22 protein-coding genes are annotated in these 26,315 nt (G+C 68.4%); 13 read left to right on the forward strand and 9 right to left on the reverse strand.

Going from position 1 to position 26,315, the window contains the following annotated elements; genetic code table 11:
- The first annotated feature begins 51 nt into the window (after positions 1–51).
- The 5 genes from D8670_RS10605 to D8670_RS10625 are packed head-to-tail and all read left to right on the forward strand — an operon-like array spanning position 52 to position 4,998.
- Entirely contained in the window at positions 52–1,413 is a 1,362-nt protein-coding gene (locus tag D8670_RS10605; protein ID WP_121818079.1) for an ABC transporter substrate-binding protein, read from the forward strand.
- A 3-nt stretch (positions 1,414–1,416) separates the two neighbouring features.
- Positions 1,417–2,277 carry a branched-chain amino acid ABC transporter permease gene (locus D8670_RS10610; RefSeq protein ID WP_121818080.1) on the forward strand — a complete coding sequence of 287 codons (861 nt, stop codon included), beginning with the start codon at positions 1,417–1,419 and terminating at the stop codon, positions 2,275–2,277.
- A gap of 6 nt (positions 2,278–2,283) precedes the next feature.
- Positions 2,284–3,471, forward strand: a complete 1,188-nt coding sequence (locus D8670_RS10615; protein WP_121818081.1) for a branched-chain amino acid ABC transporter permease — start codon at positions 2,284–2,286, stop codon at positions 3,469–3,471.
- Positions 3,464–4,252 carry an ABC transporter ATP-binding protein gene (locus tag D8670_RS10620; protein ID WP_121818588.1) on the forward strand — a complete coding sequence of 263 codons (789 nt, stop codon included), beginning with the start codon at positions 3,464–3,466 and terminating at the stop codon, positions 4,250–4,252. Before D8670_RS10615 ends, D8670_RS10620 begins: the two co-directional genes overlap by 8 nt.
- Complete coding sequence (locus tag D8670_RS10625; protein ID WP_233752224.1) at positions 4,249–4,998, forward strand: ABC transporter ATP-binding protein; 750 nt, start codon at positions 4,249–4,251, stop codon at positions 4,996–4,998. The genes D8670_RS10620 and D8670_RS10625 overlap by 4 nt, the downstream gene beginning before the upstream one ends.
- A 55-nt stretch (positions 4,999–5,053) precedes the next feature.
- Here the strand turns inward: D8670_RS10625 and D8670_RS10630 are convergent, their stop codons facing one another.
- The 3 genes from D8670_RS10630 to D8670_RS10640 all read right to left on the reverse strand — a co-directional run bounded on the left by D8670_RS10630 (position 5,054) and on the right by D8670_RS10640 (position 8,820).
- Entirely contained in the window at positions 5,054–5,908 is an 855-nt protein-coding gene (locus D8670_RS10630) for an alpha/beta fold hydrolase (RefSeq protein WP_121818082.1), read from the reverse strand.
- Positions 5,905–7,044: an acyl-CoA dehydrogenase family protein gene (locus D8670_RS10635; protein WP_121818083.1), complete on the reverse strand. Its 1,140-nt coding sequence runs from the start codon at positions 7,042–7,044 to the stop codon at positions 5,905–5,907. The genes D8670_RS10630 and D8670_RS10635 overlap by 4 nt, the downstream gene beginning before the upstream one ends.
- Positions 7,045–7,236: 192 nt before the next feature.
- Positions 7,237–8,820 carry a long-chain-fatty-acid--CoA ligase gene (locus D8670_RS10640; RefSeq protein ID WP_121818084.1) on the reverse strand — a complete coding sequence of 528 codons (1,584 nt, stop codon included), beginning with the start codon at positions 8,818–8,820 and terminating at the stop codon, positions 7,237–7,239.
- A 261-nt stretch (positions 8,821–9,081) separates the two neighbouring features.
- On the opposite strand from D8670_RS10640, the gene D8670_RS10645 reads away from it, so the two are divergent.
- On the forward strand, positions 9,082–10,503 hold the full coding sequence (locus D8670_RS10645; protein WP_121818085.1) for an FAD-binding oxidoreductase: 1,422 nt from the start codon (positions 9,082–9,084) through the stop codon (positions 10,501–10,503).
- Between the two features lie 18 nt (positions 10,504–10,521).
- Here D8670_RS10645 and D8670_RS10650 read toward each other — a convergent pair whose 3' ends face one another.
- Positions 10,522–12,213, reverse strand: coding sequence for a thiamine pyrophosphate-binding protein (locus tag D8670_RS10650; RefSeq protein ID WP_121818086.1), 1,692 nt, complete (start codon positions 12,211–12,213; stop codon positions 10,522–10,524).
- A 133-nt stretch (positions 12,214–12,346) separates the two neighbouring features.
- Between D8670_RS10650 and D8670_RS10655 the strand changes: the two genes are divergently transcribed.
- A complete protein-coding gene (locus D8670_RS10655; RefSeq protein WP_121818087.1) occupies positions 12,347–13,156 on the forward strand; it encodes an HAD family hydrolase in 810 nt (269 codons plus the stop codon).
- Positions 13,157–13,205: 49 nt separating this feature from the next.
- On the opposite strand, the gene rdfA is transcribed toward D8670_RS10655, so the two are convergent.
- Positions 13,206–13,814: a rod-determining factor RdfA gene (rdfA, locus tag D8670_RS10660; protein ID WP_121818088.1), complete on the reverse strand. Its 609-nt coding sequence runs from the start codon at positions 13,812–13,814 to the stop codon at positions 13,206–13,208.
- A 377-nt stretch (positions 13,815–14,191) separates the two neighbouring features.
- Positions 14,192–14,959 carry an IclR family transcriptional regulator gene (locus D8670_RS10665; RefSeq protein WP_121818089.1) on the reverse strand — a complete coding sequence of 256 codons (768 nt, stop codon included), beginning with the start codon at positions 14,957–14,959 and terminating at the stop codon, positions 14,192–14,194.
- A gap of 259 nt (positions 14,960–15,218) precedes the next feature.
- Between D8670_RS10665 and D8670_RS10670 the strand changes: the two genes are divergently transcribed.
- A complete protein-coding gene (locus D8670_RS10670) occupies positions 15,219–16,715 on the forward strand; it encodes a CoA-acylating methylmalonate-semialdehyde dehydrogenase (protein ID WP_121818090.1) in 1,497 nt (498 codons plus the stop codon).
- 85 nt (positions 16,716–16,800) lie between these two features.
- Here the strand turns inward: D8670_RS10670 and D8670_RS10675 are convergent, their stop codons facing one another.
- Both D8670_RS10675 and D8670_RS10680 read right to left on the reverse strand, forming a co-directional pair.
- Positions 16,801–17,610, reverse strand: a complete 810-nt coding sequence (locus tag D8670_RS10675; RefSeq protein ID WP_121818091.1) for a sugar phosphate isomerase/epimerase family protein — start codon at positions 17,608–17,610, stop codon at positions 16,801–16,803.
- 77 nt (positions 17,611–17,687) lie between these two features.
- Complete coding sequence (locus D8670_RS10680; RefSeq protein ID WP_121818092.1) at positions 17,688–18,488, reverse strand: aldo/keto reductase; 801 nt, start codon at positions 18,486–18,488, stop codon at positions 17,688–17,690.
- A gap of 99 nt (positions 18,489–18,587) precedes the next feature.
- Here D8670_RS10680 and iolM point away from each other — a divergent pair, with 99 nt between their 5' ends.
- The gene (gene iolM, locus D8670_RS10685; protein ID WP_121818093.1) at positions 18,588–19,742 is read left to right on the forward strand and encodes a scyllo-inosose 3-dehydrogenase; all 1,155 of its coding nucleotides are present in this window, start codon (positions 18,588–18,590) and stop codon (positions 19,740–19,742) included.
- A 654-nt stretch (positions 19,743–20,396) separates the two neighbouring features.
- Here the strand turns inward: iolM and D8670_RS10690 are convergent.
- Positions 20,397–21,200, reverse strand: coding sequence for an HpcH/HpaI aldolase family protein (locus D8670_RS10690; RefSeq protein ID WP_121818094.1), 804 nt, complete (start codon positions 21,198–21,200; stop codon positions 20,397–20,399).
- A gap of 248 nt (positions 21,201–21,448) precedes the next feature.
- On the opposite strand from D8670_RS10690, the gene D8670_RS10695 reads away from it, so the two are divergent.
- From D8670_RS10695 to D8670_RS10710, 4 genes are all read left to right on the forward strand, one after another.
- Entirely contained in the window at positions 21,449–22,531 is a 1,083-nt protein-coding gene (locus D8670_RS10695; protein WP_121818095.1) for a Gfo/Idh/MocA family protein, read from the forward strand.
- A 2-nt stretch (positions 22,532–22,533) separates the two neighbouring features.
- Positions 22,534–23,763 (forward strand): mandelate racemase/muconate lactonizing enzyme family protein, encoded by a 1,230-nt coding sequence (locus D8670_RS10700; RefSeq protein WP_121818096.1) that lies wholly within the window; start codon positions 22,534–22,536, stop codon positions 23,761–23,763.
- A 5-nt stretch (positions 23,764–23,768) separates the two neighbouring features.
- Positions 23,769–24,824, forward strand: a complete 1,056-nt coding sequence (locus tag D8670_RS10705) for a glucose 1-dehydrogenase (protein WP_121818097.1) — start codon at positions 23,769–23,771, stop codon at positions 24,822–24,824.
- Between the two features lie 108 nt (positions 24,825–24,932).
- Positions 24,933–26,300, forward strand: a complete 1,368-nt coding sequence (locus D8670_RS10710; RefSeq protein WP_121818098.1) for an extracellular solute-binding protein — start codon at positions 24,933–24,935, stop codon at positions 26,298–26,300.
- Positions 26,301–26,315: the final 15 nt, after the last annotated feature.

Raw genomic sequence — 26,315 nt, forward strand, 5'->3', positions numbered from 1 at the left:
GTTATCTTCCCACACACTTATGTGGACCTGCGCGCAACTTCCCGCCGAACTATGGGTAAAGATAATGGCGAATGCGGTGAGTCAGAGGCATCGACGCGCGACGACGCCGAACCGAGCGGCTCCGACCGGTACGTGGACCGGCGGCGGTTCCTCAAGACGACGGCCGCCGGGACGGCCGGCGTGTCCGTGGCCGGCTGTCTCGACGCGTTCGGTACCGGGGACTCCGACGGCGGCGGCGACCTAGACTCGATCGATACGATCAAGATCGGCGTCCTGGCGCCGGAGCCGGAGAACAACCCGATCGGCGCCTCGCAGGCCCAGGCGGCCGAGCTCGCCGTTCAGGAGCTGAACGACGACGGCGGGATCGGAGGGAAAGACGTCGAGCTCATCGTCAAGAATACCCACGAGGACCCCGCCGAGGGGCAGCAGGCGTACCAGGAGCTCACGCTCGAAGAGGGCGTCCACGTGACGGCCGGCGTCTTCACGAGCGAGGTACTGCTGAACATCATGGGCGACATCGCGGAGCAGGGGACGCTCCACCTGACGACCGGCGCAGCCTCGACGGAGGCGAGTACCCGTGTCAAGGAGAACTACGAGGAGAACAAGTACCACTTCCGCGTCGGCCCGCTCAACGACCGCCAGCTGGGGGAGAACATGGTCGACTTCGCGGACGCGAACTTCAGCGACATGGGCTGGGACTCCGTCGGCGTGCTCGTCGAGGACTACACGTGGACCGAACCCATCTCCGAGGTGCTCGAGAGCAACCTCGGCGGCACGGGCGTCGACGTTCCCGTGAACACGCGGTACGCGAGCGGCACGGAGAACTTCGGGCCGATCTACGACAACGTCGAGGGCGAGGACGTCGACGCCGCCTTCGTCGCGATGGCTCACACGGGCACGCAGGCGGTCGTCCAGTGGGCGTCCCAGCAGCGCGACTTCGCGTTCGGCGGCATCCACGTCCCGATGCAGCTCCCGGCGTACTACGGGATGGTCGACTCCGCGTGCCGCTGGGGGATCACCCAGACGAGCGCGACGGCCCAGAGCGAACTGACGGAGAAGACCCAGCCGTTCGTCGAGGCCTACCGCGGCGCGTACGACGGCCTCCCGGTGTACACCGGCTACATCACCTACGACGCGATCAAGCTCTACGCGCAGGCCGTCGAGGACGAGGAGACCGTCGACTCCGACGACCTCGTCGAGCCCATCGAGAACATGTCGTTCACCGGGACGACCGGGACGATCGAGTTCTACCCGCCGGACCACGAGTTCGCCCACGACGTCGTCTACGGCGAGGACAAGGTGTTCCCCATCTACGCGCAGTGGCAGGAGAACGACGACGGCGAGGGCGTGCAGGAAGTCATCTGGCCCGACGAGCACGCGACCGCCGACTACGTCCCGCCCGCGTGGCTCTGATCGATGGTCGACCCAGTCAACCTGATCACTTCCTGGCTGATCATCAGCGCGCTGTACGCGCTGGTCGCGATCGGTTTCACGATGATCTTCGGCGTCGGGGGCGTCCTCAACCTCGCTCACGGGGCCGTCGTCGCCGTCGGCGCGTTCGCGGCCTACGCCGTCTCGTTGCGGGGATTCGGCCCGTGGACGGGCGCGCTCGCAGCGCTCGCAGCCGGCGGCCTGTTCAGCGTGGGGCTCTACCTGCTGATGATCCGGAACGTGGCGGACGAGCCGATAATGGTGATGATACTCACCCTCGTCTCGTCGATCATCGTCGAGGAGTTCCTCAGAACGGTCGTCGGGACCCAGCCCCGGGCGGTTCCGAGTCTGGCGACCGGCCAGGTGTCCGTCGCGGGCACCACCCTGCAGGCGAACATGCTCCTGATGTTCGTCGTCTCGTGGGTGCTGATCGGGGCGTTGCTCGTGTTCATCAACCGCACCGACACCGGGAAGGCGATCATCGCGACGAGCATGAGCGAGAAGGGCGCGGCGGTCGTCGGCATCGACAGCGACCGCATCCACCTGTACACGTGGCTGATCGCCGGCGTGCTCGCCGGGATCGCCGGCGTGTTCCTCGCGTCGTATCTCACCGCCAACTGGGCGATGGGCCGGCAACCGCTCATCCTGTCCTTTTCCATCGTCATCCTCGGCGGCCTCGGGTCGATCCGGGGCAGCGTCGTCGGCGCGTACCTGATCGGCTTCCTCGAGGTGTTCACGGTCAACGTCGTCAACCCGCGGCTGAGCGGGGTGGCGTCGCTGGTCGTCCTCGTGCTCGTCCTGCTGGTCAAACCCGAAGGCCTGTTCGGCCGGGAGCTCGCGGAGTGATCGATCATGTCTGAGGAAACACCGACTACCGACGACCCGACCGCCGACCGCGCCGCCGAGGACTCGCGCGCCGGCGAGGGGATCGCCGGGCTGCTCGACCCGCGGACGCTGCCGCTGCGGTACCACGTCGGCATCGTCGGGCTGGTCGCGCTCGCGCTGATCCCCTTCGGCGTCCCGGAGATCACGATGCTGAAGATCACCGGCGCGCTGTATCTCGGCATGTTCGCGATGAGCTGGGACGCCGTCTCCGGCTACACCGGCGAGATCAGCTTCGGCCACGCGCTGTTTTTCACCATCGGCGGCTACTCGTCCGCGCTGCTGAACCTGGAGATGGGCGTCGATCCGCTGCTGTCGATCCCGATCGGGATGGTGCTGGCGGCCGTCGCCGGCGTGCTCATCGGCGTGCCGGCGCTCCGACTGCACGGGCCGTACCTGTCGCTGATCACGCTCATCGCGCCGCTGATCCTGATGCAGATATTCATCCTGTACAGCGACGTCTTCGGCGGGGAGATCGGCCTGCCGCGGCCGGACCCGCTGGTGACGGCCGACGAGTACCTCCTCGTCGTCGTCGCGAACTACTACGTCGCGCTCGCGCTGTTCGTGTTCATCCTCGCGGTGCTGCTCGCCGTGACCCGGTCGAACGCCGGCGCGGTGTTCACCGCGATCCGGGAGGACCCCGACGCCGTGTCGGCCTCGGGGATCAACCCCGCGAAGTTCAAGATCTTCGCGTTCGTGCTCTCGGGCGCGATCGGCGGGCTCGCGGGCGCGACGTTCGTCCACACCCCCGTCGGCGGCCCGCAGCCGAGCCAACTGCTCAACCTGGTGGTGAGCATCGAGGTCATCATCGCCAGCATCCTCGGCGGGATGGGGACCATCGTCGGTGCGGCGATCGGCGGCATGTTCTTCTTCCTGTTCAGCGACTACCTGGACGGGATCGAGGCGACCATCCCGTTCACCGACCTCGCGGTCGGCGACGCCAGCTTCCTCGTGTTCGCCGTCGTCACGCTCGTGATCCTCTACTTCGCGCCGGGCGGGATGCTCCGCTGGGCGCTGTTCGGCGGGCGGAAGGTCCGCGAGCGGCTCGGCGGCGACGAGGTCGCGGCCGACGGCGGTGAGACACCGCTCGAACGGACCGTCGAGAAGTACCGGACGGCCGTCCGGTCGTTCGGCCCCGGAGGTGACGACGATGAGTGAGGCTACATCCGCGGACGCGACACGGGAGGCATCGCACGCGTCGACCGACGGCGTCCTGGTCGTCGACGACCTGACGAAGGAGTTCGGCGGTCTCGTGGCCGTCGACTCGCTGTCGTTCGCGGTGAACGAGGGCGAGATCCTCGGCTTCATCGGCCCGAACGGCGCCGGCAAGTCGACGACGTTCAACTGCGTCATCGGCGCGCTCACGCCGACCGACGGGACGGTGTACTACCACGGCGAGGACGTGACGGGTACCCCGACCCACGAGATGGTCAAGCAGGGGATGGCCCGCACGTTCCAGGACTTCAAGCCGCTGGAGGACCGCACCGTCGTCCAGAACGTCGCGCTGTCGCTGGCCCCGGACAAGCTGTTCTCGCTGTCCGGACTCAGCGGCGAGACGCGTCGCCGGGCCGCCGCGATCTGCGAGCGGGTCGGTCTCGGCGACCGGCTCGAACTGATGCCCGACGAGCTGCCCCACGCCGGCTTGCTCCGCCTCGAACTGGGGCGGGCGCTCGCGACCGACCCTGACCTGCTGCTGGTCGACGAGCCGTTCGCCGGCCTGTCCGGCCCGGAGGTCGAGGAGGTGTCGGCGCTGCTCGAATCGCTGCGCGACGACGGCGTGACGCTCGTCGTCGTCGACCACAACATGCGTGGCCTCCTCTCGCTGATCGACCGCGCCATCGTGATCCAGTTCGGCTCGAAGATCGCCGAGGGGCCGCCGGAGGCGATCAGAGACGATCCGAAGGTGCAGGAGGCGTACCTCGGGGGTGAGGGGCTGTGACGACCCCCGCCAGCGGCGAGGCCGAGCGCGTCGAGGACCCCGCGGGGACGCTGCTCACCGCGGAGGACGTCACGGTCAACTACGGACGCGTGACCGCGCTCCGGGGGATCGACGTCAGCGTCGGCGAGGGCGAGGTCGTCTCGCTTATCGGCCCGAACGGCGCCGGCAAGTCGACGTTCGCCGACGCCGTCTCCGGGTTCGTCCCCTACGAGGGGAGCCTGCGGTACCGCGGCGAGGAGGTCGCTGGCCGCGAGACGAGCGCGCTCGTCGAGGACGGTCTCATCTACTGCACCGAGACGCGCGACCTGTTCGGCTACATGAGCGTCGAGGACAACCTGACGCTCGGCGCCTACCGCAAGTCGGGCGACAACGGGGAGCGCCTCAACTTCGTCTACGACGTGTTCCCGGCGCTGGAGGAGCGCACCGACCAGCGCGCCCGGACGATGAGCGGCGGCGAGCAGCAGATGCTCGCCGTCGGGCGCTCGCTGATGGGCGACCCCGACCTGCTCGTCCTCGACGAGCCGACGCTCGGCCTCGCGCCGGTCGTCATCGAGAGCATCAGCGACGCCATCGAGACGATCCGCAAGGAGGGCGTCTCGATCCTGCTGTGCGAGCAGAACGTTACCTTCGCGATGAAACACGCCGACCGGATCTACCTGTTGGAGAACGGGCAGGTCGAGCGGGAGGGGAGCCCGGACGACCTCCGCGGCGACGACTACATCCGCGACGCCTACCTCGGCGGCTAGGCCGTCGGCGGGGTTCCCGACGCTTTCTCGGAAAGATACCGCGGTCAGCCGCGCCTCACTCGACCAGGAACGAGCGTAGCTCGTCGACGTAGGCGTCGGGGCGGTCCTCGACGACCCAGTGGTACGCCCGGTCAAGTTCGACGACCTCGCCGCCAACGTCCTCGGCGAGGCGCTCGCCGTAGGAAAGCGGCTGGAACGTGTCGTCCGCGCCCCACAGACAGAGCAGGTCCGCCGATATCGCGTCGTACTCTATCTCCGTCGTGTGGTTGGTGTTCGTCGAAACGGCGTTCCGGGACAGCGACGTCTGGCCGCCCTCGCGCCGCCACGGGGCGACCATCCCCTCGACGAACGCCTCGTCGGCCTCGTCGGCGTAGACGCCCTGGGCGAACGCGCCGCGGACCTGCCCGAGCACCTCGTCGGCCGGCGCGTCCGCGGTCTCCGGCAGGCCGAGGTTCGAGATGAACTCGACCGGCCACGAGTCGTAGCAGACGCCGTTCGAGACGACCAGACGCTCGACGGCGTCGGGGTCGTGGGCGGCGTACCGAAGCGCCGCGCCCGCGCCGATGTCGTGGCTGACGAGGTCGACCGCCTCGTGGCCCAGTTCGTCGAGCAGGCCGTCGAGCATCGACTCCTGGGCGCGGATCGAGCGGTCGAACTCGTCGCGCATGTCCGAGTTGCCGTAGCCGAGGAGGTCCGGCGCGATCACGTGCCGGTCCTCGGCCAGCGCCGGCGCGACGTCCCGCCAGAGGAACGACCACGAGGGGATGCCGTGGACGAAGACGACCGGCGGGCCGTCGTTCTCCTCGCCCGCCTCGTAGTACGCGACGATCAGTTCCTTCCCGTCGACGGTCACCGTCGTCTCGTCCTGCGCCGCTGTCCACTCGTCGTGGGTCGTCGGCGCGTCGCTCATAGCAGCTTGTCGGCGATGATGTTCTTCTGGATCTCGCTGGTGCCTTCGTAGATCTTGGTGATGCGGGCGTCGCGGTAGTAGCGCTCGACCGGGTGGTCAGTGACGTAGCCCGCGCCGCCGTGGACCTGAATCGCCTCGTCCGCCACGTCGACGGCGTGCTCGCTGGCGAACAGCTTCGCCATGCTGGCGTACTTGGCCGCCACGTCGTCGTCGCCGTCCTCCACGTTCGCGGCGGCGCGGTAGGTCAGCGAGCGCGCGGCCTCGATGTCGGTAGCCATCTCCGCGAGCTTGTGCTGGATGGCCTGGAACTCGCCGATCTTCTGGCCGAACTGCTCGCGCTCGCCGGCGTAGTCAAGCGCGGCGTCGAACGCCCCTTGCGCCGCGCCGACGGCCTGCGCCGCGACGCTCGTCCGCCCGGAGGCGAAGAAGTCCATCAGCTGGTAGAACCCCTTGTTCACCTCGCCGATGACGTTCTCCTCGGGGACGCGCACGCCGTCCAGCACGACCTCGGCGAGGTCCGAAGCGCGGATGCCCAGCTTGTTGTCGATCTTCTCGGTCTTCACGCCGTCGGCGTCCATCGGCACGAGAAAGGCGGTGATCCCGCGGTGGCCCTCGCCGGGGTCGGTCTTGGTCATCGCGACGCCCACGTCGGCGACGGTGCCGTTCGTGATCCACATCTTGTTGCCGTCGATCACGTACTCGTCGCCGTCCTTCTCGGCGCGCGTCTCGATGCCCGCGACGTTCGACCCGTGTGCGGGCTCGGAGATCATCGAACAGGAGGCGGCGTCGCCGTTCGCGATGGGCGGCAGGTACTCCTCTTTCATCCACTCGTCGCCGTACTTGACGATCATGTCCGTCCCGAAGCCGGCCGACCCGACCGCGCTCCCGATGCCGGGGTCCGCGCGCCACAGCTCCTCGGTGACGAGGATGGACTCCTGCAGGCTCATCCCCGCGCCGCCGTACTCAAGCGGGATGTTCGGCGCGACGAAGTCGTACTCCGCGGCCTTGCGCCGGATCTCCTCGGGGTATTTCTTCTCCTCGTCGTGCTCCCGCGCGACCGGTTGTATCTCCTCCTCCGCGAACTCGCGGACGGCCTTCTTGATCGCCTCTTGTTCGTCCGTCAGCTGGAAACTCATGTGTCGTGTGCTACCTCGTGACGCCAGGGTAAAGGATTATTCGTTGGGGTCAACGCTTCCGCGGCGTGAGAGAAAGTCCGCGAGCGAGAGATCGCAGGAACGAGGGCCGACGGGCGCTCGTTCCCGGTCAATCGTCCGCCACTACTCGGCGGAAATCGCAGGAACGAGCCCCCTACAGGCGCTCGTTCCCGATCAATCGTCCGCCTCGACTCCCTCCTTCTCCCGCTCCTCGAGCTTGAACTTCTGGACCTTGCCGGTGGTCGTCCGGGGGAGTTCGTCGACGAACTCGACCTCACGGGGGTGCTTGTACTCAGCGAGGTTGTTCAGGCAGTACTGCTTGATGTCGTCCTCGGTCACGTCCGCGTCCGGCGTCCTGACCACGAACGCCTTCACCGTCTCGCCCCGGCGCTCGTCCGGGATCCCCACGACGGCCGCCTCCGCGACGGCGTCGTGCTCGAACAGCAACTCCTCGACTTCCCTCGGGTACACGTTGTACCCGCCGGTGACGATCATGTGCTTCTCGCGGTCGACGACGTAGAAGAACCCGTCCTCGTCGCGGTACCCGATGTCGCCGGTGTGGAACCAGCGCTTGCCGTCGCGCTCGGTGAACGCTTCCTCGTTCGCGTCGGGCAGGCCGTAGTACCCCTTCATCACGTTCGGCCCGCTGACGACGATCTCGCCGGTGATCTCGGTGAGGTCGACCTCGTCCTCGTCGACCGGTCCTTCCTCGACCGGTGGGACCTCCTCGAAGTTCTCGTCGACCACCATCGACTCCACGCCGGGGACGGTCTTGCCGATGCTACCGACGCGGCGGCCGCCGACGGGGCTGTTGAAGTGCGTCGTCGGGCTGGTCTCGGTGAGGCCGTACCCCTCGTAGATCTCCGCGTCGTACAGCTCCTCGAACCGCCGGAGCACCTCGCGGGGGATGCCGGCGCCGCCGACGCCGCAGAGCCGCAGCGACGAGAGGTCGAACGACTCGGCGTCCGGCTGGTTGATGACGTCGTTGTACATCGCCGGCACGCCGTGGAACATCGTGATCCCCTCTTCCTCGATGACCGAGACGGCCTGCTGGGCGTCCCACTCCGGGAGCGGGTAGAAGGTCGCCCCGTGGAACAGCGAGGTGTTCATCACGACGGTCATCCCGTAGATGTGAAACAGCGGGAGGACGCCGAGTTGCCTGTCGTCCGACCGGATGCCGTCGGGCACGAGCTCGGCTGCGGAGGTGGCGTTCGACGCGAGGTTCTCGTGGGTCAGCTGGACGCCCTTCGGCTGACCGGTCGTTCCGCTTGTGTAGGGCTGGACTGCCACGTCGTCGTCGGCGCGGTCGACCGTATCGAGCCGCTCGTCGGCGAGGAACGCCTCAAACGGCGTCGCGCCGCCGGCGTCGCCGCCCACGGAGACGACGTGCTTGACCGCGGTGTCGTCGCGGACTTCCTCGACGAAGGGGACGAGGTCCGCGAGCGCGACGACGACCGACGCCTCGCTGTCGCCGAGCAGGTGCTCTATCTCCCTGGCCTTGTACTGCGGATTCATCGGCACGACGACGCCGCCGGCCCGGAGCGTCCCGTGGAACGCCGTCAGGAACTGCGGGAGGTTCGGCAGGTAGACCGCCACCCGGTCGCCCTCCTCGACGCCGCGCTCCCGCAGGGCGGCTGCGAACTGGCCGGTCCGCGCCCAGAACGCCTCGTAGCTCACCTCGGTCCCGTCGTACCGGATCGCCGCGTCGTCGGCGTGCGATTCCGCCGTTTCAGCGACGTTCGTGACAAGGTTTGTCATGGTTCTATCCGAGAGGTCTTCGCGGAGCGTAAAATAATTTCGGCCGGTAGCGCGTCACGCCGCGGCGGTTCGTTTCGCGGTTCGCGGCGTATGATAAACTCGTCGGTCGTGGTTCGGAGTTTACAGCCGTATTGCCGTCAACGCGGAGGCGGTTGCTAACAGTTTCGTCGTGCCGTCACCGATATGCGTATTCTGACTATTCCGGTTCCCAACTCCTGGTCGGTGGAGTACGCTTATGTCGGAGGAGATGTCTGTTACCGTATGGCACGGGACTGCTCGTTCCTCCGCGACACCCTTCCGGAGGAGCAGGTGTCGTTCGCGCGGTCGAACCGGGAAACGCACGCCGCCGACTGGGGCGCCGAACAGCGCGGCGAGGGCGTCGTCCCCGACGCCGTCGTCTGGCCGGAGTCGACCGAGGACGTGTCGAACGTGCTCGCGGCGGCGAACGAGCACGGCGTCCCTGTCACGCCGTACGCCGCCGGCACGAGTCTGGAGGGCAACGCCGTTCCCGCCCACCGTGGGATCAGCATGGACCTGACGCGGATGGACGCGGTCGTCGACTACCGTCCCGAGGACTTCCAGATCGACGTACAGCCGGGACTGCTCGGGAGCGCGGTCAACGACCACGTCGCGGACGACGGCCTGTTCTTCCCGCCGCTTCCCTCCTCCGGCGACATCTCGACCGTCGGCGGCATGATCGCCAACGACGCGAGCGGGATGCAGACCGTGAAGTACGGCGAGGTGGGCGACTGGGTGCTCGGCCTCGAAGCGGTGCTCGCCGACGGCACCGTCGTCACGACGGGGAGCGACGCCGCGAAGACGTCCGCCGGCTACAACCTGACCGACCTGCTGGTCGGGAGCGAGGGGACGCTGGCCGTCGTCACCGAGGCGACGCTGGAACTCGCCGGACTTCCCGACCAGAAGCGCGGCGGGCGCGCGGTGTTCGGGACGCTCGACGACGCCGCCGCGGCGGTGGCCGACGCGGTGCAGTCCGGCGTCGACGTGGCCGCGATCGAACTGCTCGACCCCCTCTCGGCTCGCATCGCCAACGACTACCTCGACGCCGGCCTCCCCGACGCGCCGATGGTCTTCCTGGAGTTCCACGCCGACCACGGGGTCGACCGGGAGATCGAGTTCTGCCGGTCGGTGTTCGAGGCCCACGGCGTCGAGTCGTTCGAGCTGGCCGACGAGGAGCGCATGGACGACCTCTGGCGGGCGCGCAAGGAGCTCGCGCCGGCCGTCGAGGCGTACGACCCCGACCGGTCGTCGATCCACCCCGGCGACGTCACCGTCCCCATCTCGCGGTACGGCGAGATCGTCCGCCGGGTGAAAGAGCTCGCCGACGAGGAAGGGCTGCTCGCGCCCTGTTTCGGCCACGCGGGCGACGGCAACCTCCACTACACGGTGCTGGTCGACCGCGACGACCCCGAGGAGGTGGCCGCGGGCGAGGCGATCTACGAGCGTGTCGTCCGGGAGGCGATCGATCTCGGCGGCACCGCGACCGGCGAGCACGGCATCGGGCAGGGGAAACGGGAGTACCTCGAAGCCGAGCGCGGCGAGGGAGCGGTCGAGGCGATGCGCGCGGTCAAGCGATCGCTCGATCCGAAGGACACGCTGAACCCGGGCAAGATCTTCCCGGAGACCGCCGAGGGCGAGCGAGTGCGTCGCGAGCCGTCGGAGTAGAGCCCCCGACTCGCCCGCTCAGTCGTGGACGAGCACGTCGACTACCGACGGGCCGTCCGTCGCGAGTGCCGACTCGACTGCGGGCGCGATCCGGTCGGGGTCCTCGACGAGTTCGGCCGCCGCGCCGTGGCTCTCGGCGTTTTTCACGAGGTCGACCGGCGGGTCGAAGTCCATCCCGACGAAGTCGTGGTCCGCCTCCTCGCCGCCGAGCAGGTCGAGCGTGTTGTCCTTCAGGATGCGGTAGTTGCGGTTGTCCGGGACCACGACGGTCAGGTCGACGCCGTGGCGCGCCGCCGAGTAGAGCGTCTGCGGGTAGTAGAGGTACGACCCGTCGCCGACGAACCCGGCTACGTCGCGGGGGTCGGGCCGCATCTCCTCGGCGATGGCCGCGCCGACCGCCGCCGGGAGGCCGTAACCCAGCCCGCCGCCCTTGTTCGAGATCATCCCCTCCGCCTCGAACGGCCAGCGGGTGAGCATCGAGTACTTCGCCGTGACGCCCTCGTCGACGATGTACGCGTCCTCGGCGACGGAGCGGAGCTCGTCCACGAGTTCGGCCTTCGACGCCCGCGGGTCGTCGGGCGCGTCGTCCTCGCCCATCGACCGGATCGTCCCCGCGAGCGACTCCTTCGTCGCGCGGACCGCCTCGACGCGCTCCTCGCGAGTCGCGTCGTCCAGCCTGTCCGCCACGCGCTCTGCCAGGTCCGCCATCACGAGGCCCGGGTCGCCGACGACGGCGGCGTCGGCCGGCTGGTTCTTCCCGACCTGCCACGCGTCGTCGCTCACGTGGATACACGTCGTGTCCGACCCGACCAGCGGCCCGTCGTGGGCGGTGAGCGTCGTGTTCGTCGAACAGCCGACGAAGACCAGCGTGTCGGTGTCCATCAGCATCGACGCGAGCCCCTCGTTCGGCGGCACGAACGTGATCCACTGGTCGTGCTCCGTCGGGAAGTCCACCTCGCAGGCGAGTATCTCGCCGTAGACGCGCAGGCCGGCCGCCTCGGCGAGGTCGACCGCGGCGTCGACGGCGTCGGTCCCCGACCGCGCGACGTGGTCGCCGACGACCATCGCGGGGCTGTCGGCCTCCGCCAGCAGGTCCGCCGCGCGGTCGATCTGCGCCGGATCGCCGCGGCCGGCGTTCGGGATCGGCCCGAGGCGCTCCGGTTCGGCGTCGGTCTCGGCCATCGTCACGTCCAGCGGGAGGGCGAGAAACACCGGCCCCGTCGGCGGCGTGAGCGCGACGCGGAACGCCCGCCGGAGCATCGTCGGGAGCGCCTCGACGTCTAACACCTCGGCGCTCCACTTGGTGAACTGGTCGGTCAGGTCAACCAGGTCGCCGGAGAGGATCGGCTCCTCGTGCCGGAAGTCGGTGCTGTGGTTGCCCGCCGTCACGACCAGCGGCGTCCCCGCGACGCTCGCGGCGTAGAGGTTGCCGAGGCCGTGGGCGACGCCCGGCGCGATGTGGAGGTTCGCGACGCCGACCGGGTTCACGTTCGGATCGTGATGCGAGTGGTAACGCCGCGTACTCGCGTACCCCGACGCCATCCCGACCGCGACGTCCTCGTGCAGTCCGAGCACGTACTCCAGGTCGCTGTCGCCGATGGCGTCCAGCAGCGGCAGTTCCGTCGTTCCCGGGTTGCCGAACACGTGCTCGACGCCGTACCGCTCCAGCGCGTCGGCGAACAGGTCGGCCCCGGTGTACCCGTCTGTCATGTGACACCGTGAGACGCCCACCGTGAAAATAGTTAACGCCCCGTCGGGCGCGCCCGCCGGTCGAGCCTCGGCTCGTCTCCCCCCGCGGAGAGCCGGCCACAGTTATAAGCGTCGGGCACCAGCACGGAGACGAATGACGGGAGACGACACCGGCGAAGCGGACGGAACGCGAGAGACGGCGAGCGACGCGGCGACCGCGGACGACGCGGGGGCGGACCCGGCCGGGAGCGCGGTCCCGCAGTGGGACGCCGTGTTCTGGGACATCGGCGGCGTCATCCTCGACGTCGACTCGGTGAAACGGGGCCACCGGCGGTACGTCGAGTACCTGGTCGACGAGTACGACCTCGACGTTCCGGTCGACGAGGCGGTCGACGCGTGGCGGACGGCCGTCGGCGAGCACTTCCGGGAACGGGACGGCACCGAGTTCCGGTCCGCCCGCGACGGGTACGCGAAGGCCATCGATGCGATCGTCGGCGAGGCGGTGCCCGAGGACGAGTGGCTCCCCCGCTTCCGCGAGGTGACGGGCGAGACGCTCGAACCGAACCCCGGCGCGCGCGAGGCGCTGGCCGAACTCGCCGAGATGGACGTCCACGTCGGCGTTATCAGCGACGTCGATACCGCGGAGGGCCGCCACATCCTCGGCGCCTTCGACGTGCGCGAGTACTTCGACTCGGTCACGACCTCGGAGGAGGTCGGACGCACGAAACCCGACCCCGCGATGTTCGAGTCGGCGCTCGGCGCCGCGGGCGTCCCGGCCGAGCGCTCGCTGATGATCGGCGACCGCTACCGGCACGACGCGGAGGGCGCCGCGGCGGTCGGGATGAGCGCTATCGCCTACGGCGCCGACGACGGCGAGGCCGTCGACTACCGCGTGACGGACCTCCGCGAGGTTCCCGCGATCGTTCGAAGGGGGCGGGTCCCACGGAATGATCTTCTTCTGTAAGTTTACATCGAATATCAGAAATTAGTGATTTAATAAAATATTATACTTATCATTCGGTACAGTCGCATCCTCCTCGTTCGAGGAGCTCCGCAACGCCGTACTGCTCGTCGCAGTCCTCACAGAGGACGGTGATCGAGACGAGCAGGCGGAACTCCCCGAGGGAGAACCCGCCTGCGTCCCGGAGCCGCTCCAGATTGCTCTCGATCACCGACGTCGTTCGCGAACGCAACCGTCCGACGGTCTCCGCGAGGTTCTCCCGACGCTGTTCGTCGCTCGTCCCCTCGTACTCGGCGTCGCGGTACTCGGTGAGGTAGGAGCGCACGGCCTGATACGTGACGAAGTCCCGTTCCACCGCTTCGACGTCGACGCCCGCCCGTTCGAGGCGCTGACGGGCTTCGGTCCGGCGCGCACCGCTGACGTCGTCGGTGAGCAGGCGGTACGCGTTCGCCGCTTCGCCGTCGATCACCGGTCGGTCGGCGTCGCGCATCGCCGCCGCCAGGATCCGACGGTTGAACCTGTCCGCGAGGTCGCGGAGGCTCATCCGGTCTCCGTCGGTCCCCGTCCAGTCCGCTTCCAGCCGGTCGCCCACCTCCGAACCGAGGTCGTACTTCTCGATCAGCCGGGCGACCTTGCTTTGCGGGCGGTCGTCCTGCGCCATACCACCGGATCGGACGCTCGCCCGCTTAGACCTGTTGACCCGTTCCTACCAGCACGTAGATAATACATTGTTAATCCGATAACCGGTGTATTTGGTAACAAAGTAAGGATATTTCTCTCAGTGGTAGCTGGAGTACAGCGGAGAGCCGTACGGGTTACCAGTTATCCGTTCGGCCGCAGCCGAGTCGGTCTCCCGGCCGCGAAACTCCCGTGTTGAGGGTAACAGACGTACGTTTGTTATTCAGCGCGAACGAGTGCCGAGCGCATCGAGGCTGGGACGATGACGGCAGAGCTGTCGTTCGGGAGGAGACGAGGGAGAACTGCGGCGACCGTCGCGAACGGCCGGGCGACGAGCGTTCGGCAGGCCCGAACACCCTCTCACGAGAACTTCGTGTTGATCTCGATGACGTTGGCCGACCGCATCACCTTGCTCGGGAGTTCCTCCTCGAAGCGCTCGCCGACCATCCGGCTGGAGGGGCCGGAGATGCTCACCGCGCCCAGCGCCCCGCTGCCGGTCGACTTGACGGGCGCGGCGACGCAGCGGAGCCCCTCGATCTTCTCCTCGTTGTCGACCGCGTAGCCGCGATCCCGGACGCGGTCGAGCGCCTCGTACAGTTCCTCTCGTGCGGTGATGGTCCGGTCCGTGTACCCCGGGAGGCCGTGCCGGTCGACGATCTCGTCGACCCGCTCGCGCGGGAGGTGAGCGAGCATCGCCTTCCCGAGCGAGATGCAGTGGAGGTACTCCCGCTTGCCGACGGTGGAGGCGGTCTGGACGGCTTTCGGCCCGCCGGTCTTGTACAGGTACACCGCGCGCCCGTGCTCGATGGTCGCGAACTGGGCCAGTTCGCCGGTCTCGGCGGCCAGGTCGTCGAGTTCGTCCTTGACCGTCTCGAAGATGCCGAGGCGGTCCTTCACGGTCTCGCCGAGGTGGAGGTACCGCAGGCTGAGCCGGTACTCGTCGCCGTCCTTGATCACGTACTCGTTCTCGTGCAGGGTCGCGAGGTGGCTGTGAATCGTCCCCTTGGACCGGTCGAGTTCGTCCGCGAGTTCCGTCACGCGCGCGCCGCTGTTCGCCGCCAGGAAGTCGACGATGTCGAGGGCGGTCTGCACGGACTGTACCGTTCGCGCGTCGTCGCTGTTGAGCATACGAAGTCGTGTGATGCGTTCCCACAAAAGTGTTTGGGAGCGCCGAACGACCGTTCCCGCCGGTCAGTGCCAGCGACGGGTCGCTCCGTGGACCGCCGAGCCGTCGCTCGTCGGAGCCACGAGCGTCCGTCCCCGTCGCACGGCATCTGTCCCTGTTCGCGTTCGGCCCTTCCGAACGGGTATGGTACGCGTCGGGCCGGCTACGGGGTCTCAGTGACCGTAACTTCTATGTGGATTTGCGTCAGGAGTACATGCAGGTATGGCAAGCAAGCAAGAGCAGTCAGAGCAGACTGCAGTACCGACTCCCGTCGAGAACTACGTCGGCGGCGAGTGGACCCCAGCAGGCGCGAGCGACAGTGATCCAGTGATCAACCCGGCGACGGGGGAGGAGCTGGCGACGGTGCCGCTCTCGTCCGCCGAGGACGTTGACAGCGTGGTATCGACGGCGAACGACGCGTTCGACGAGTGGCGGGACACGCCGCCGGTCGAGCGGGTGCAGTACCTCTTCGACCTGAAGGCGGAACTGGAGGACAGGATCGACGACCTCGCCGAGGCGCTCGTCCGGGAACACGGCAAGAACCTCGCGGAGGCGAGAGGCGAGATCCGGCGCGGCATCGAGAACGTCGAGGTGGCGGCGGGCATCCCCAACATGCTCCGCGAGGGAAGCGGCACCGTCGAGGACGTGGCCGTCGGCATGGACGAGTCCGCGGTCCGCCAGCCGCTCGGCGTGTTCGCGGCGGTCACGCCGTTCAACTTCCCGGCGATGATCCCGCTGTGGTTCCTGCCGTACGCGGTCGCGACGGGCAACACCTTCGTGCTGAAGCCGAGCGAGAAGGTGCCGCTCTCCTCACAGATCATCTTCGAGGCGGTCGACGCGGTCGGGTTCCCCGACGGCGTCGTCAATCTGGTCAACGGCGGCAAGGAGTCCGTCAACGCGATCCTCGAACACCCGGACGTCGAGGGCGTCTCCTTCGTCGGCAGTTCGCCCGTCGCCAAGCACGTCTACGAGACGGCCGCCGAACACGGCAAGCGCGTGCAGGCGCAGGGCGGCGCGAAGAACTACGCCGTCGTCGACGACACAGCCGTCCTTGACGACGCGGTGCCGAACGTCGTCGGGTCCGTCTACGGCAACGCCGGCCAGCGCTGCCTCGCGAACGACGTGGTCGTGGGCGTCGGCGACGCGTACGACGACCTCAGGGACGACCTCGTCGCGGCGACGGAGGACCTCACCGTGGGGAACGGCCTGGACGAGGACACCGACGTCGGGCCGGTCATCACTGAGGACTCCCGCCAGCGCATCCTCGGCATGATCGAGGACGCACTCGACGAGGGCGCGGAACTGGTCATCGACGGCCGCGACTACGAGCACCCCGACCTCGACGGGAACTTCCTCGGCCCGACGCTGTTGGAGGGCGTCACGACCGACATGGCGATCGCGCAGGAGGAGATCTTCGGCCCCGTCCTCTGTCTGGCCGCGGCCGACGACGTCGACGAGGCCATCGAGATGGTCAACGGCACGCGCTACGGCAACGCCTCCAGCATCTACACGGAGCGCGGCGCGGCGGCGCGCAAGTACAAGCGCGAGGTCGAGGCCGGCAACATCGGCGTCAACGTCGGCGTCTGCGCGCCGATGGGCTTTTTCCACTTCGGCGGCCGGAAGGAGTCCTTCTTCGGCGACCTCCACGCCCAGGGCGAGGACGCGGTCAGCTTCTACACGGAGAAGACGATCACGATCGAGCGCTGGTACAGCGGCTGACGACCCCTTTTTTCGCCGCGAGTGCGACCGAGTCGGCCACCTGGCTCCCGGCCCCGACTCGGCGTTTCGAAAGCGAACTCGTTAGCTACAGGCTCCGCCAGTAGTCCAGGTTCTCCTTCGCGTGGACCAGCGGCTTCTCCGTCCGGTTCTCTATCTCGACGGTGTAGTGGCCGTCGTACCCGGCGTCGTCGAGCGCGTTCCGTACCGCGGCGAAATCGATCACCCCGTCGCCGAGGTCGGTGAACGAGCGGAAGTAGTTGATCACGTTGTCGAGGTGGAAGTCCCCGTCGGTGAGGCTGTCGCGGTGCTCGGCGAACTCCGTGGGCGGCGCGACGTCCTTGAGGTGGACGTAAGCGATGTCGTCGGCGAACGCCTCGATCCCGTCGGTGACGTCGCCCTCGGGGTAGTGCTCGCCGTACGGGTAGTAGTGTGCGGTGTCCCACACCAACTGCACGTTGTCCGGGGTCCGGTCCAGCCACTCGCGGATCTCGCCGGGCGACTCGACGTGGGTCGCGCCGTGGTGGTGAATGAGCGGCGTCACGCCCGCGTCGGCCGCCGCGTCGGCGATCCGCTCGAACCACGACTCGACGGTCTCGTCGTCGCGCCGGCCGCGCTGGGGCGGCAGCAGGCCGAGGAAGTCCGCGCCGAGGTCCGCCGCGACCTCGGCCCCGTCGGCGATCCGGTCGACCGCCGCGTCGTCGGTCATCCACTCGCCCATCACGAGGTAGCAGTCGAGGCCGTACTCGTCGACCCACTCGCGCACGTTCTCGACGCCGGCGTGGCGGACCTTTTCGAGGCCGATCTCGATCCCGTCGTACCGGCAGGCCCCGACGTCGCTCACGCCCTCGTACAGCGATTCCCCGTCGTACATGATTGTCGTGTAACCGACTCCCATACATCTACGAGCGCCGGGCGGGAGCAAATAGGTTGGGGCTGCGGCGAGGCCACGGTCGCCGGGCAGTGCGCGGCCGGCTACCAGGACATCCAGTCGGGGTCCTCGCAGCGATGCCTGCGATCGACGGCGTCGATGCGCTCGACGTCTTCGGCGTCGAGGTCGACGTCGAGCGCCCGGCGGTTGTCCCGGAGGTGGTCGACGGTGCTCGACCGCGGGATCGGCGCGACGCCCTTCTCCAGGAGCCACGCGAGGCTCGCGACCGCCGCGGAGACGCCGTGCTTCTCGGCGGTCTCGGTGATCGCGTCGACCTCGAACACTTCGCCCTGCGCCAGCGGCGAGTACGCGACCAGTTCCGTCTCGCGGTCAGCGAGATAGTCGCGGAGTTCGGTCTGCGGAAGCAGGGGATGCATCTCCACCTGATTGGCGGCGACCGGGGCGTCCACGAGGTCGCGAGCGAGTTCGAGGTCCGCGACGGTGTAGTTGCTGACGCCGAGGTTGGCGACAGCCCCGTCGTCGGCGTACTCCGCGAGGACGGGCAGTACCGTCTCAATGTCCTCCTGGCTCCGCGGCCAGTGGTGGTACAGCAGGTCGATGCGGTCCAGTCCGAGGCGGTCGAAGCTCTCCTCGACGGCCGTGCGGACGTACTCCTCGGTCTTCTCGGGCTCCTCGAAGTGGGCGACCTTGGTCGCGACGAAGAGGTCCTCGCGGTCGACCTCCGCCGCGTCGATGGCGTCGCCGACCGCCGCCTCGTTCCCGTAGAGGCGGGCGGTGTCGACGTGACGGTAGCCGGCGTCGAGCGCCGCCTCGACGGTCGCTCTGCCCTCATCGCCGGTCAGACTGTACGTGCCGAAGCCGAGCCGGGTCTCTTGATCGAACACGCCGCGGACTTCTCCGTCGAGGGGGAAACCTGTAACGGCTCCGGCGACGCGCGCGGCCCCACGACAACGACTAAATACGAGTGCGGTAACGTATCCCCCATGAAAGCGCTCGTCATCGACGCGGAGTGGGCTCCGCGCGACGACTACGACCCGAGCGAAGCGGAGCGAGAACAGCGCCGTGCGACGGACAGTTCCGCCGTCTGGCAGCACCCGGAACTGCGCGTGGGAGAGCGCGACCGCCCCGAACCGGCCGACGACGAGGCCCTGGTCCGGGTGGAGTACGCCGGCGTCTGCGGCAGCGACGTCTCGATGGTCGAGACGGACGACGACGGCTACGTCCACTACTCCGCGTACTCGTCGTTCCCGAACGTGCTGGGCCACGAGTTCTCCGGCGAGGTCGTCGAGACCGGCGACGACGCCCGCCTGTTCGAGCCGGGCGACCTCGTCACCGCTGAGGTGACCGACTACTGCGGGCGCTGCGACACGTGCCGCAGGGGGTCCGAGGGCCACTGCGAGAACTTCGAGCAGGTCGGCTTCACGATCCCCGGCGCGTTCGCGGAGTACGTCGCAGTCCCCGAGAAACTGCTCTGGGACGTCTCGCCGCTCGGGGAGGCATACGACTCCCGCGACGACCTGCTCAAGGCCGCCGCGACGGTCGAACCGAGCACCATCACCTACCACGGCCTGTTCGGGCGCGCCGAGGGGATCCGGCCGGGCGACTACTACGCGTTCCACGGCGCCGGCCCCATCGGCCTCACGGGGATGAACGTCGCCCGCGCCGCCGGAGCGGGGAAGGTGTTCGCGTTCGAGCCGTCGGACGAACGCCGCGCCATCGCCGAGTACCTCGGCTTCGAACGCGTCTATGACCCGATCGAGACGTCTCCGGCAGAGGTCGTCGACGAGGTCACCGACGGCGAGGGCGTCGACGTCCACGTCGAGACCGCCGGCGCTGTCGGGGCGACCTACCCCGCCATCCAGGACACGCTCGCGGAGGGGGCGAACGTCGTCCACATCAGCAACGCCGCCGAACCGGCAGCGGTCGACACGCGGAAGTTTCAGGGCAACGCTGCCCAGCTCTACGGGGCAGAGGGCCACACCGGCGACCGCATCTACCCCGGCGTGATCCGCCTGATGGCGGCGGGCCACCTCGACAACCTCCCGATCGTCACGTCGACGTTCGACCTCTCGGAGGCGGACGCGGCGATCGAGCGGGCCGCCCAGCGCGTCGACGGGAAAGTGCTCATCGACGTCTGAGCGGCAGCGGCGTCCCCGCGTTCAGGGTTCGAGTGCGGCGTCGCTGACGGGCGCCGATCCGGCCGCCGATCCGACTGTCACCCCGGAAGTGCCATCGGTGCCCACCGGCGATCGACGTCGTTGCGCTCCTCGATCGCACCGCCCCGCCCTGTTCGGAAGCGCCGAACGGAAATCCGGGCCGGGCTGGGCGTCGATCGGTATCGGACTGGCCCAGCCAGTCGGTGACGCAGGTGATTACAGCACTACCTCTGTAATAGTTGCCGCGAGTCGTCCGAAGGTCGAGTGAACCGGCGGCGGCCCCGGATACCATTACAGAACTATGGCTGTAAGAGACTCTTCGAGAGACCGCCATCGGTGGTCCTATGTCACCCGTTCGGGAGGACCAAACGTGATATCCGGGACGGAACGGACGCGAGTTCGTCCAGCGTCGCGGCGGTGGGCCGGCCGGTTCGCGACCGAACGGGAGAGAAGCGTTTCGTGGGCGTGAACAAGGTGGCGCGTTCGGCGGCGGACGAATCCGACGAGAGGCGCCAGAACCCGTTCGGCCCTTCCGAACGCGGTGGCCCGGTGGAAACGGAGATGAAGGGACTCGCGACGGCACGTCCAGACACTGAGCGAACGCCGCGATCGGGCGATGTGAAAGAGCGCGGAACGTCAGTCGTCTTCGGAGGGGATCGAGGGCGAAAGCTCGCCGAGCGCCGACTCGTAGGTCTCCTTCGCGTCGGTCGCCGCGGCGGCGAACAGGGACATGTCCTTCCCCACGATGAGGAAGTCGAAGCCCTGGTCGACGCGCTCGGAGATGTCGGACTGGTCGACCGTCAGCGTCCCGACGGGCGTGTCCGTCTCCTCGGCCACCGCGACGACGCGCTCGATGGCGTCGGTCAGCTCGTCGGCCTCCCACTCGGCGAACACGTCGAGCGCGGCGGACATGTCCGCGGGCCCGACGAACAGGGCGTCGACGCCGTCGACGCGGGCGATCTCGCCGGCGTTCTGGATGCCGGCGCGGGTCTCTATCTGCGCGATGGTGACGACGCTGTCGTTCGCGTTCTCGACGTACTCCTGGAACTCGAGCCCGTAGCGGGAGGCGCGGCCGCCGGCGATGCCGCGGTTCCCGTCCGGCGGGTAGCGGACGGCCTCCGCGATCCGCTCCGCCTCGTCGGCCGATTCCACCATCGGCACCATCACGCCCGCCGCGCCGGTGTCGAGGACGCGCTTGATGCGGATCGGGTCGTTGCTTGGGACGCGGATCACGGCGTCGGCCGGCCCGTCGGCGGCGTCGACGGCGCGGACGTGGTTCTCGACCGTCTCGAGGCTCATCGTCGTGTGCTCCGTGTCGACGAGGACGAAGTCGAACCCCAGTTCCGTGCTGACCTCCGAGAGCGACGGATGGCCGATGGAGATCCAGTTTCCGGCGGGGCTGTCGCCGTCCGCGAGAGCGCGTTTCAGGTACCCGCTCATGCTTGCCCCCGTCGTGCCACGCGGCCCGGCGCGAACCGCGACTCGATCACGGCAGCGCGCCGATGCGTCTGCTGTCTCCGGGGAGGACGAACTCTACGCATGTGATACTGATACAGATACGGAGTACCTGTATAAATCCTTGGGCGGAGTTCAATTCGAAAACAGGACCGTGCGAGGAACCGCGCCCCGGCGCCGCGAGGCCCCGGCACCGGAAGCTATAACACCGATTCCCGGCGATCGTTTGCGTGATGCGTTTCGGAATCATCGGGTGCGGTACCATCGCCCAGATAATGCACATCCCGTACGTCGCCGAGTTGCCCGACGCCGAGTTACACGCGCTCGTCGACCCCGCGATCGACCGCGCGGAGGCGCTCGGCGACAGGTACGGCGTCCCCAACGCGTACGAGACGACGGAGGACCTGGTCGCGGACGTCGGCGACGAACTCGACGCCGCGGTCGTCCTGACGCCGCCGCACACGCACGTCGACGCGGTGGCCCAGACGGTCGAGGCGGACGTCCACACGCTCGTCGAGAAGCCGCTGGCCGTCTCGCCGGCGGACGCCGACCGGATGGTCGAGATCGCCGAGGAGGGCGACGTGACCACGATGGTCGCGTACATGAAGCGCTACGACCCCGCGTACGAGCGGGCGAAGGAGGAACTCGCCGACGTCGGCGAGATCGATCAGATCACGGCGTACGACGTGGACCCCGACCACTTCCGCATCATCGAGGAGGTGTACGACCTCGTGCCCGGCGACCTGCCGGAGTCGTTCATCGAGGAGAGCGCGGCGGCGCGCCACGAGGACGACCTCGCGGCGATCGGGACGGACGACGACGACCTCGCCGAGGACTACGACTGGCACCTCGAACACGTCTGTCACGACGTGAACGCCCTGCGGGGTCTGTTCGGCGACGTCGAGCGCATCGACCACGTCGACGTGTACGCCGACGGGCGGTACGCGACCGCCCACCTCGTCTACGAGGGGGGCCACCGCTGCACGCTCGACTCCGGCCTCTCCGAGCGCAAGTGGTTCGAGGAGTTCGTCCGCGTCGACACGCCCGAGAGCGCGGTCACCGTCGACTTCACCAACCCGTTCATCAGGAACTCGCCGACCGAACTGACGGTCAAGGAGGGGATCGAGGAGCTGACTGAGACGACGTACACGCCGTCGAACGCCGAACCGTTCAAGCGCGAACTGGAGCACTTCGTCGACTGCGTCCGCGGCGAAGCCGAGGTCCGCACCACGTTCGCCGAAGCGCGCGACGACGTCCACCTCATCGCGGACCTGTTCCGCGAGTACAGCGGCGTCGAACCCATCGGAGGACACTGACAATGTACGAGGACTTCGCGTCGAAGCTCGCGGCCACCATGTGGGCCGACTTCGACGAGCAACCCGACAGAGACGAACAGCCCGCCGAGATCACCGACCTCGACACCGTCGTCGTCGACGGGAACTTCCCGTGGACGATCGTCACGGTGGAGACCGACGAGGGCGTCACGGGCATCGGCGAAGCGTACCCGTCGCCCGGCGTCCACGAGGTGATCACCGACTACCTCCGGCCCGTGCTGGTCGGCGAGAACCCGACCGACGTCGAGCGGCTGTACTACCTGATGCGCGAGAGCCTCTCCGGCCGCGGCTCCCAGGAGGGGATCGGCACCATCGCCATCAGCGGCGTCGAGATCGCCCTCTGGGACGCGACCGGGAAGCTCCTCGACCAGCCGGTCCACCAGCTGCTCGGCGGGAAGATGCGCGACTCCGTGCAGGTGTACGCCGACTGCCACGCCGGCGAGGCGATGGTCGCCTCCGCCGAGGAGGGCCAGGAGGAGGCGACGTACGAACCGGAGGCGTACGCGCGGGCCGCCCGCATGGCCGTCGACGACGGGTTCGACATGGTGAAGTTCGACCTCGACGTGCCGTCCGGCCGCGACCTGAACCGGAAGTCCCGGCACTTCGACCCGCCGGAGATCGAGCACAAGCGCCGCATCGTCGAGGCCGTCACCGAGGAGATCGGCGACGACGCAGAGGTCGCGGTCGACCTGCACTGGAACTTCTCGCCGGAGACGGCGTCCCGGCTCTGCGACGCCGTCGCGCCGTACGACCTCGCGTGGGTGGAGGACCCGCTCCCGCCCGAGAACACGAAGGCGATGCGCGAGCTGAAACGGTCGACCGACGCGACGCTGCTCACCGGCGAGAACCGTTACGGCCGCCACGGCTTCCGCGACCTGATCGAGGAGCAGGCGGTCGACTTCCTCGCGCCCGACGTGCCGAAGACGGGCGGCATCGCCGAGACGAAGAAGATCGCCGACATGGCGGAGACGTACTACCAGGCGCTCGTGCCGCACAACATCGGCAGCCCCGTCGCGACGATGGCGACGGCCCACGTCGGCGCGACCGTGCCGAACTTCGTCGCGCTGGAGTACCACGCCCGCGAGGTGTCGTGGTGGGAGGACCTCGTCGTCGGCGACGACCTCATCGCGGACGGGCGCATCTCCGTGCCCGACGCGCCGGGCCTCGGCATCGAACTCGACTGGGACGTCGTCGAGCAGCACCGGAAAGAGTAGCTCCGATGCAGGCAGTCGCCGTCTTTCGAGACGGGAGCGTCCGCACCGTCGAGAAGCCGCGGCCGGACCCGGCCCCCGGCGAGGCGCTCGTGCGGACGCTCCGCGTCGGCGTCGACGGCACCGACCGCCGCATCGCCGCCGGAGAACTGGGCGAGTTCCCCGACGGGGAGGATCACCTCGTGCTGGGTCACGAAGCGGTCGGCGTCGTCGAGGACCCGAACGGCACCGCCCTGTCGGCGGGCGACGTCGTCGTGCCGACCGTCCGCCGGCCGCCCGCGGACGGTACGAACGAGTACTTCGAGCGCGGCGAACCGGACTACGCCCCGCCCGGGGAGTTCGTCGAGCGGGGCATCTTCGGCGCGCACGGCGTCATGGCGGAGTACTTCACCGACGCAGAGGAGTACCTCGTTCCCGTGCCCGACGCGCTCGCGGAGTACGGCTTCCTGGTCGAACCGGCGAGCGTCGCGGAGAAGGCGCTGGAGGCGGCGTTCGCGTCGCGGTCCGCGTTCGAGTGGCGGCGGGAGTCGGCGCTCGTGCTCGGCACCGGCAGCCTCGGGCTGACGGCGCTCGCTCGCCTCGCGTTCGGCGACGAGTTCGACCGGACCTACTGCCTCGGTCGGCGCGACCGCTCCGACCCCGCAGTCGAGTTCGTCGAGCGCGTCGGCGCGACGTACGTCGACTCGCGGGAGGTCCCGCTTCCCGACGTGCCCGACGCGCACGAACCGGTCGACCTCGTCTACGAGTCGACCGGCCACGTCCCCCACGCCGTCGAGACGGTCGAGGCGCTCGCGCCGAACGGGGTCGGTGCGCTCCAGGGCGTTCCCGGGTCCGACGCGTTCGAGATCGACGGCGGGCGTCTGCACGAGGACCTCGTCCTCGGCAACAGGGCGCTCGTCGGCAACGTCAACTCCCGACCGGAGCACTTCGCCGCGGCCGCCGAGGCGTTCCAGTCGTACCCCGAGTGGACGTTCGAGGCGCTCGTCTCCGGTACCTACCGGCCGTCCGAGGCGAGCGACGCCCTCGCCGACGACGGCCCGAAAGCGGTCGTGTCGTTCGAGTAGCGGCCGCACGACCGCAGGCCTCCCAGACCCGGGTCCACGTGTCACACAATTATCAAACTCATTATAGGATCAGTATCATTTATTATGGTCGGCCGAAATTGGTTCGGTATGCCACCTCAAGGCAGTGCTAGCGGCTCCAGCAGTGGGAGCCGTCGGACGCACAGTAGTACCACTCGGCGTCGGTTCCTGGCCGCAGGAACTGCTGCGGCCGCCGCGGGGTCGGCCGGATGTCTGAGTTCGATCGTCGGCGGCGGCGGGTCGTCGGCGGACACGGTGACCGTCGCCGCCGTCGAGGGGTCCGGACGGCTCTTCCAGCGGCTCGTCGACGACTACGTCTCGGAGCAGGTCAACTTCGAGGTCGACGTGTCGCTGTTCCCGTACGCCAACCTCTTCGAGAAGACGTCCAGCGTGCTCACGACCGAGGGCACCGCGTACGACATCGTGTTCATGGACGACCCGTGGTTCCCGCAGTTCGCACAGCACTGCGCGCCGCTCCGGGACCACCTGCCGGGCGAGCTCCCGACGGACCAGCTCATCGAGACGACCGTCGACATCGCGACGTGGCCGGCGCCGAAGGGGCCGGTCGTCCCCTCCGCGCAGGACATGGAGGAGCAGATCCGCGGACAGGTCGTCGTCGGCAACACGCAGCTGTTCGCCTACAACCAGGCGTACTACGAGGAGGTCGGCATGAGCGAGCCGCAGACCTGGGAGGACGTCTACGAGGCCGGCAGCGCCATCTCCGAGCAGATAGACGGCGCGAACGGCTACATCATCCGCGGGAAGCGCGGCAACCCGATCAACGCCAACTTCTTCGGCCTCGGTAACTCCCGCATCGGGGACATGTTCGACGAGGACTGGCGCTACCAGTGGAACAGCGACGACGGCGTCGACACGCTCGACTTCTACGTCAACGACCTCGCGGGCATCAGTCCGGACGGCGTCTCGTCGTTCGACAGCGACCGCGTGCTCAACAGCTTAGGCGACGGCACCGCCGCCCAGTCTCCGGCGTGGCCGTCCGCCGCCTCGCTCCTCCTCGACCCAGAGGAGGCGGAGGAGGCCGACAACATCAAGTTCACCGTCCTGCCCGAGGGGATCCGCCGCGCGCCCCAGCAGGGGAACTGGATCGCGGCCATCAACTCCTACGTCTCCGACGACAAGAAGGCGGCCGCGGGCGAGGTCATCCAGGAGGCCATCTCCAAGGAGGCCCAGAACCGCTACGTCGAACTCGGCGGCGTCCCGTTCCGGCACGACACGTTCGAGGACAACATGGACGCCCAGCCGTGGTTCCCGGCGCTGTACGAGTCGCTCCAGACCGCCAAGTGGCGGCCGCGGACGCCGCTGTGGAGCGAGGTGGCGGTCACGCAGGGAGAGAACTTCAACAGCGCGCTCACCGGCGAGATCTCGCCGTCGGAAGCGCTCGCGAATATCCAGGAGGACGTCGAAAGCATCATGGACGACGCCGGCTACTACGACTGAGAGAACTACAACACA

The sequence above is a fragment of the Halostella limicola genome, assembly GCF_003675875.1.
In the GTDB taxonomy this organism is placed as follows: domain Archaea; phylum Halobacteriota; class Halobacteria; order Halobacteriales; family Natronoarchaeaceae; genus Halostella; species Halostella limicola.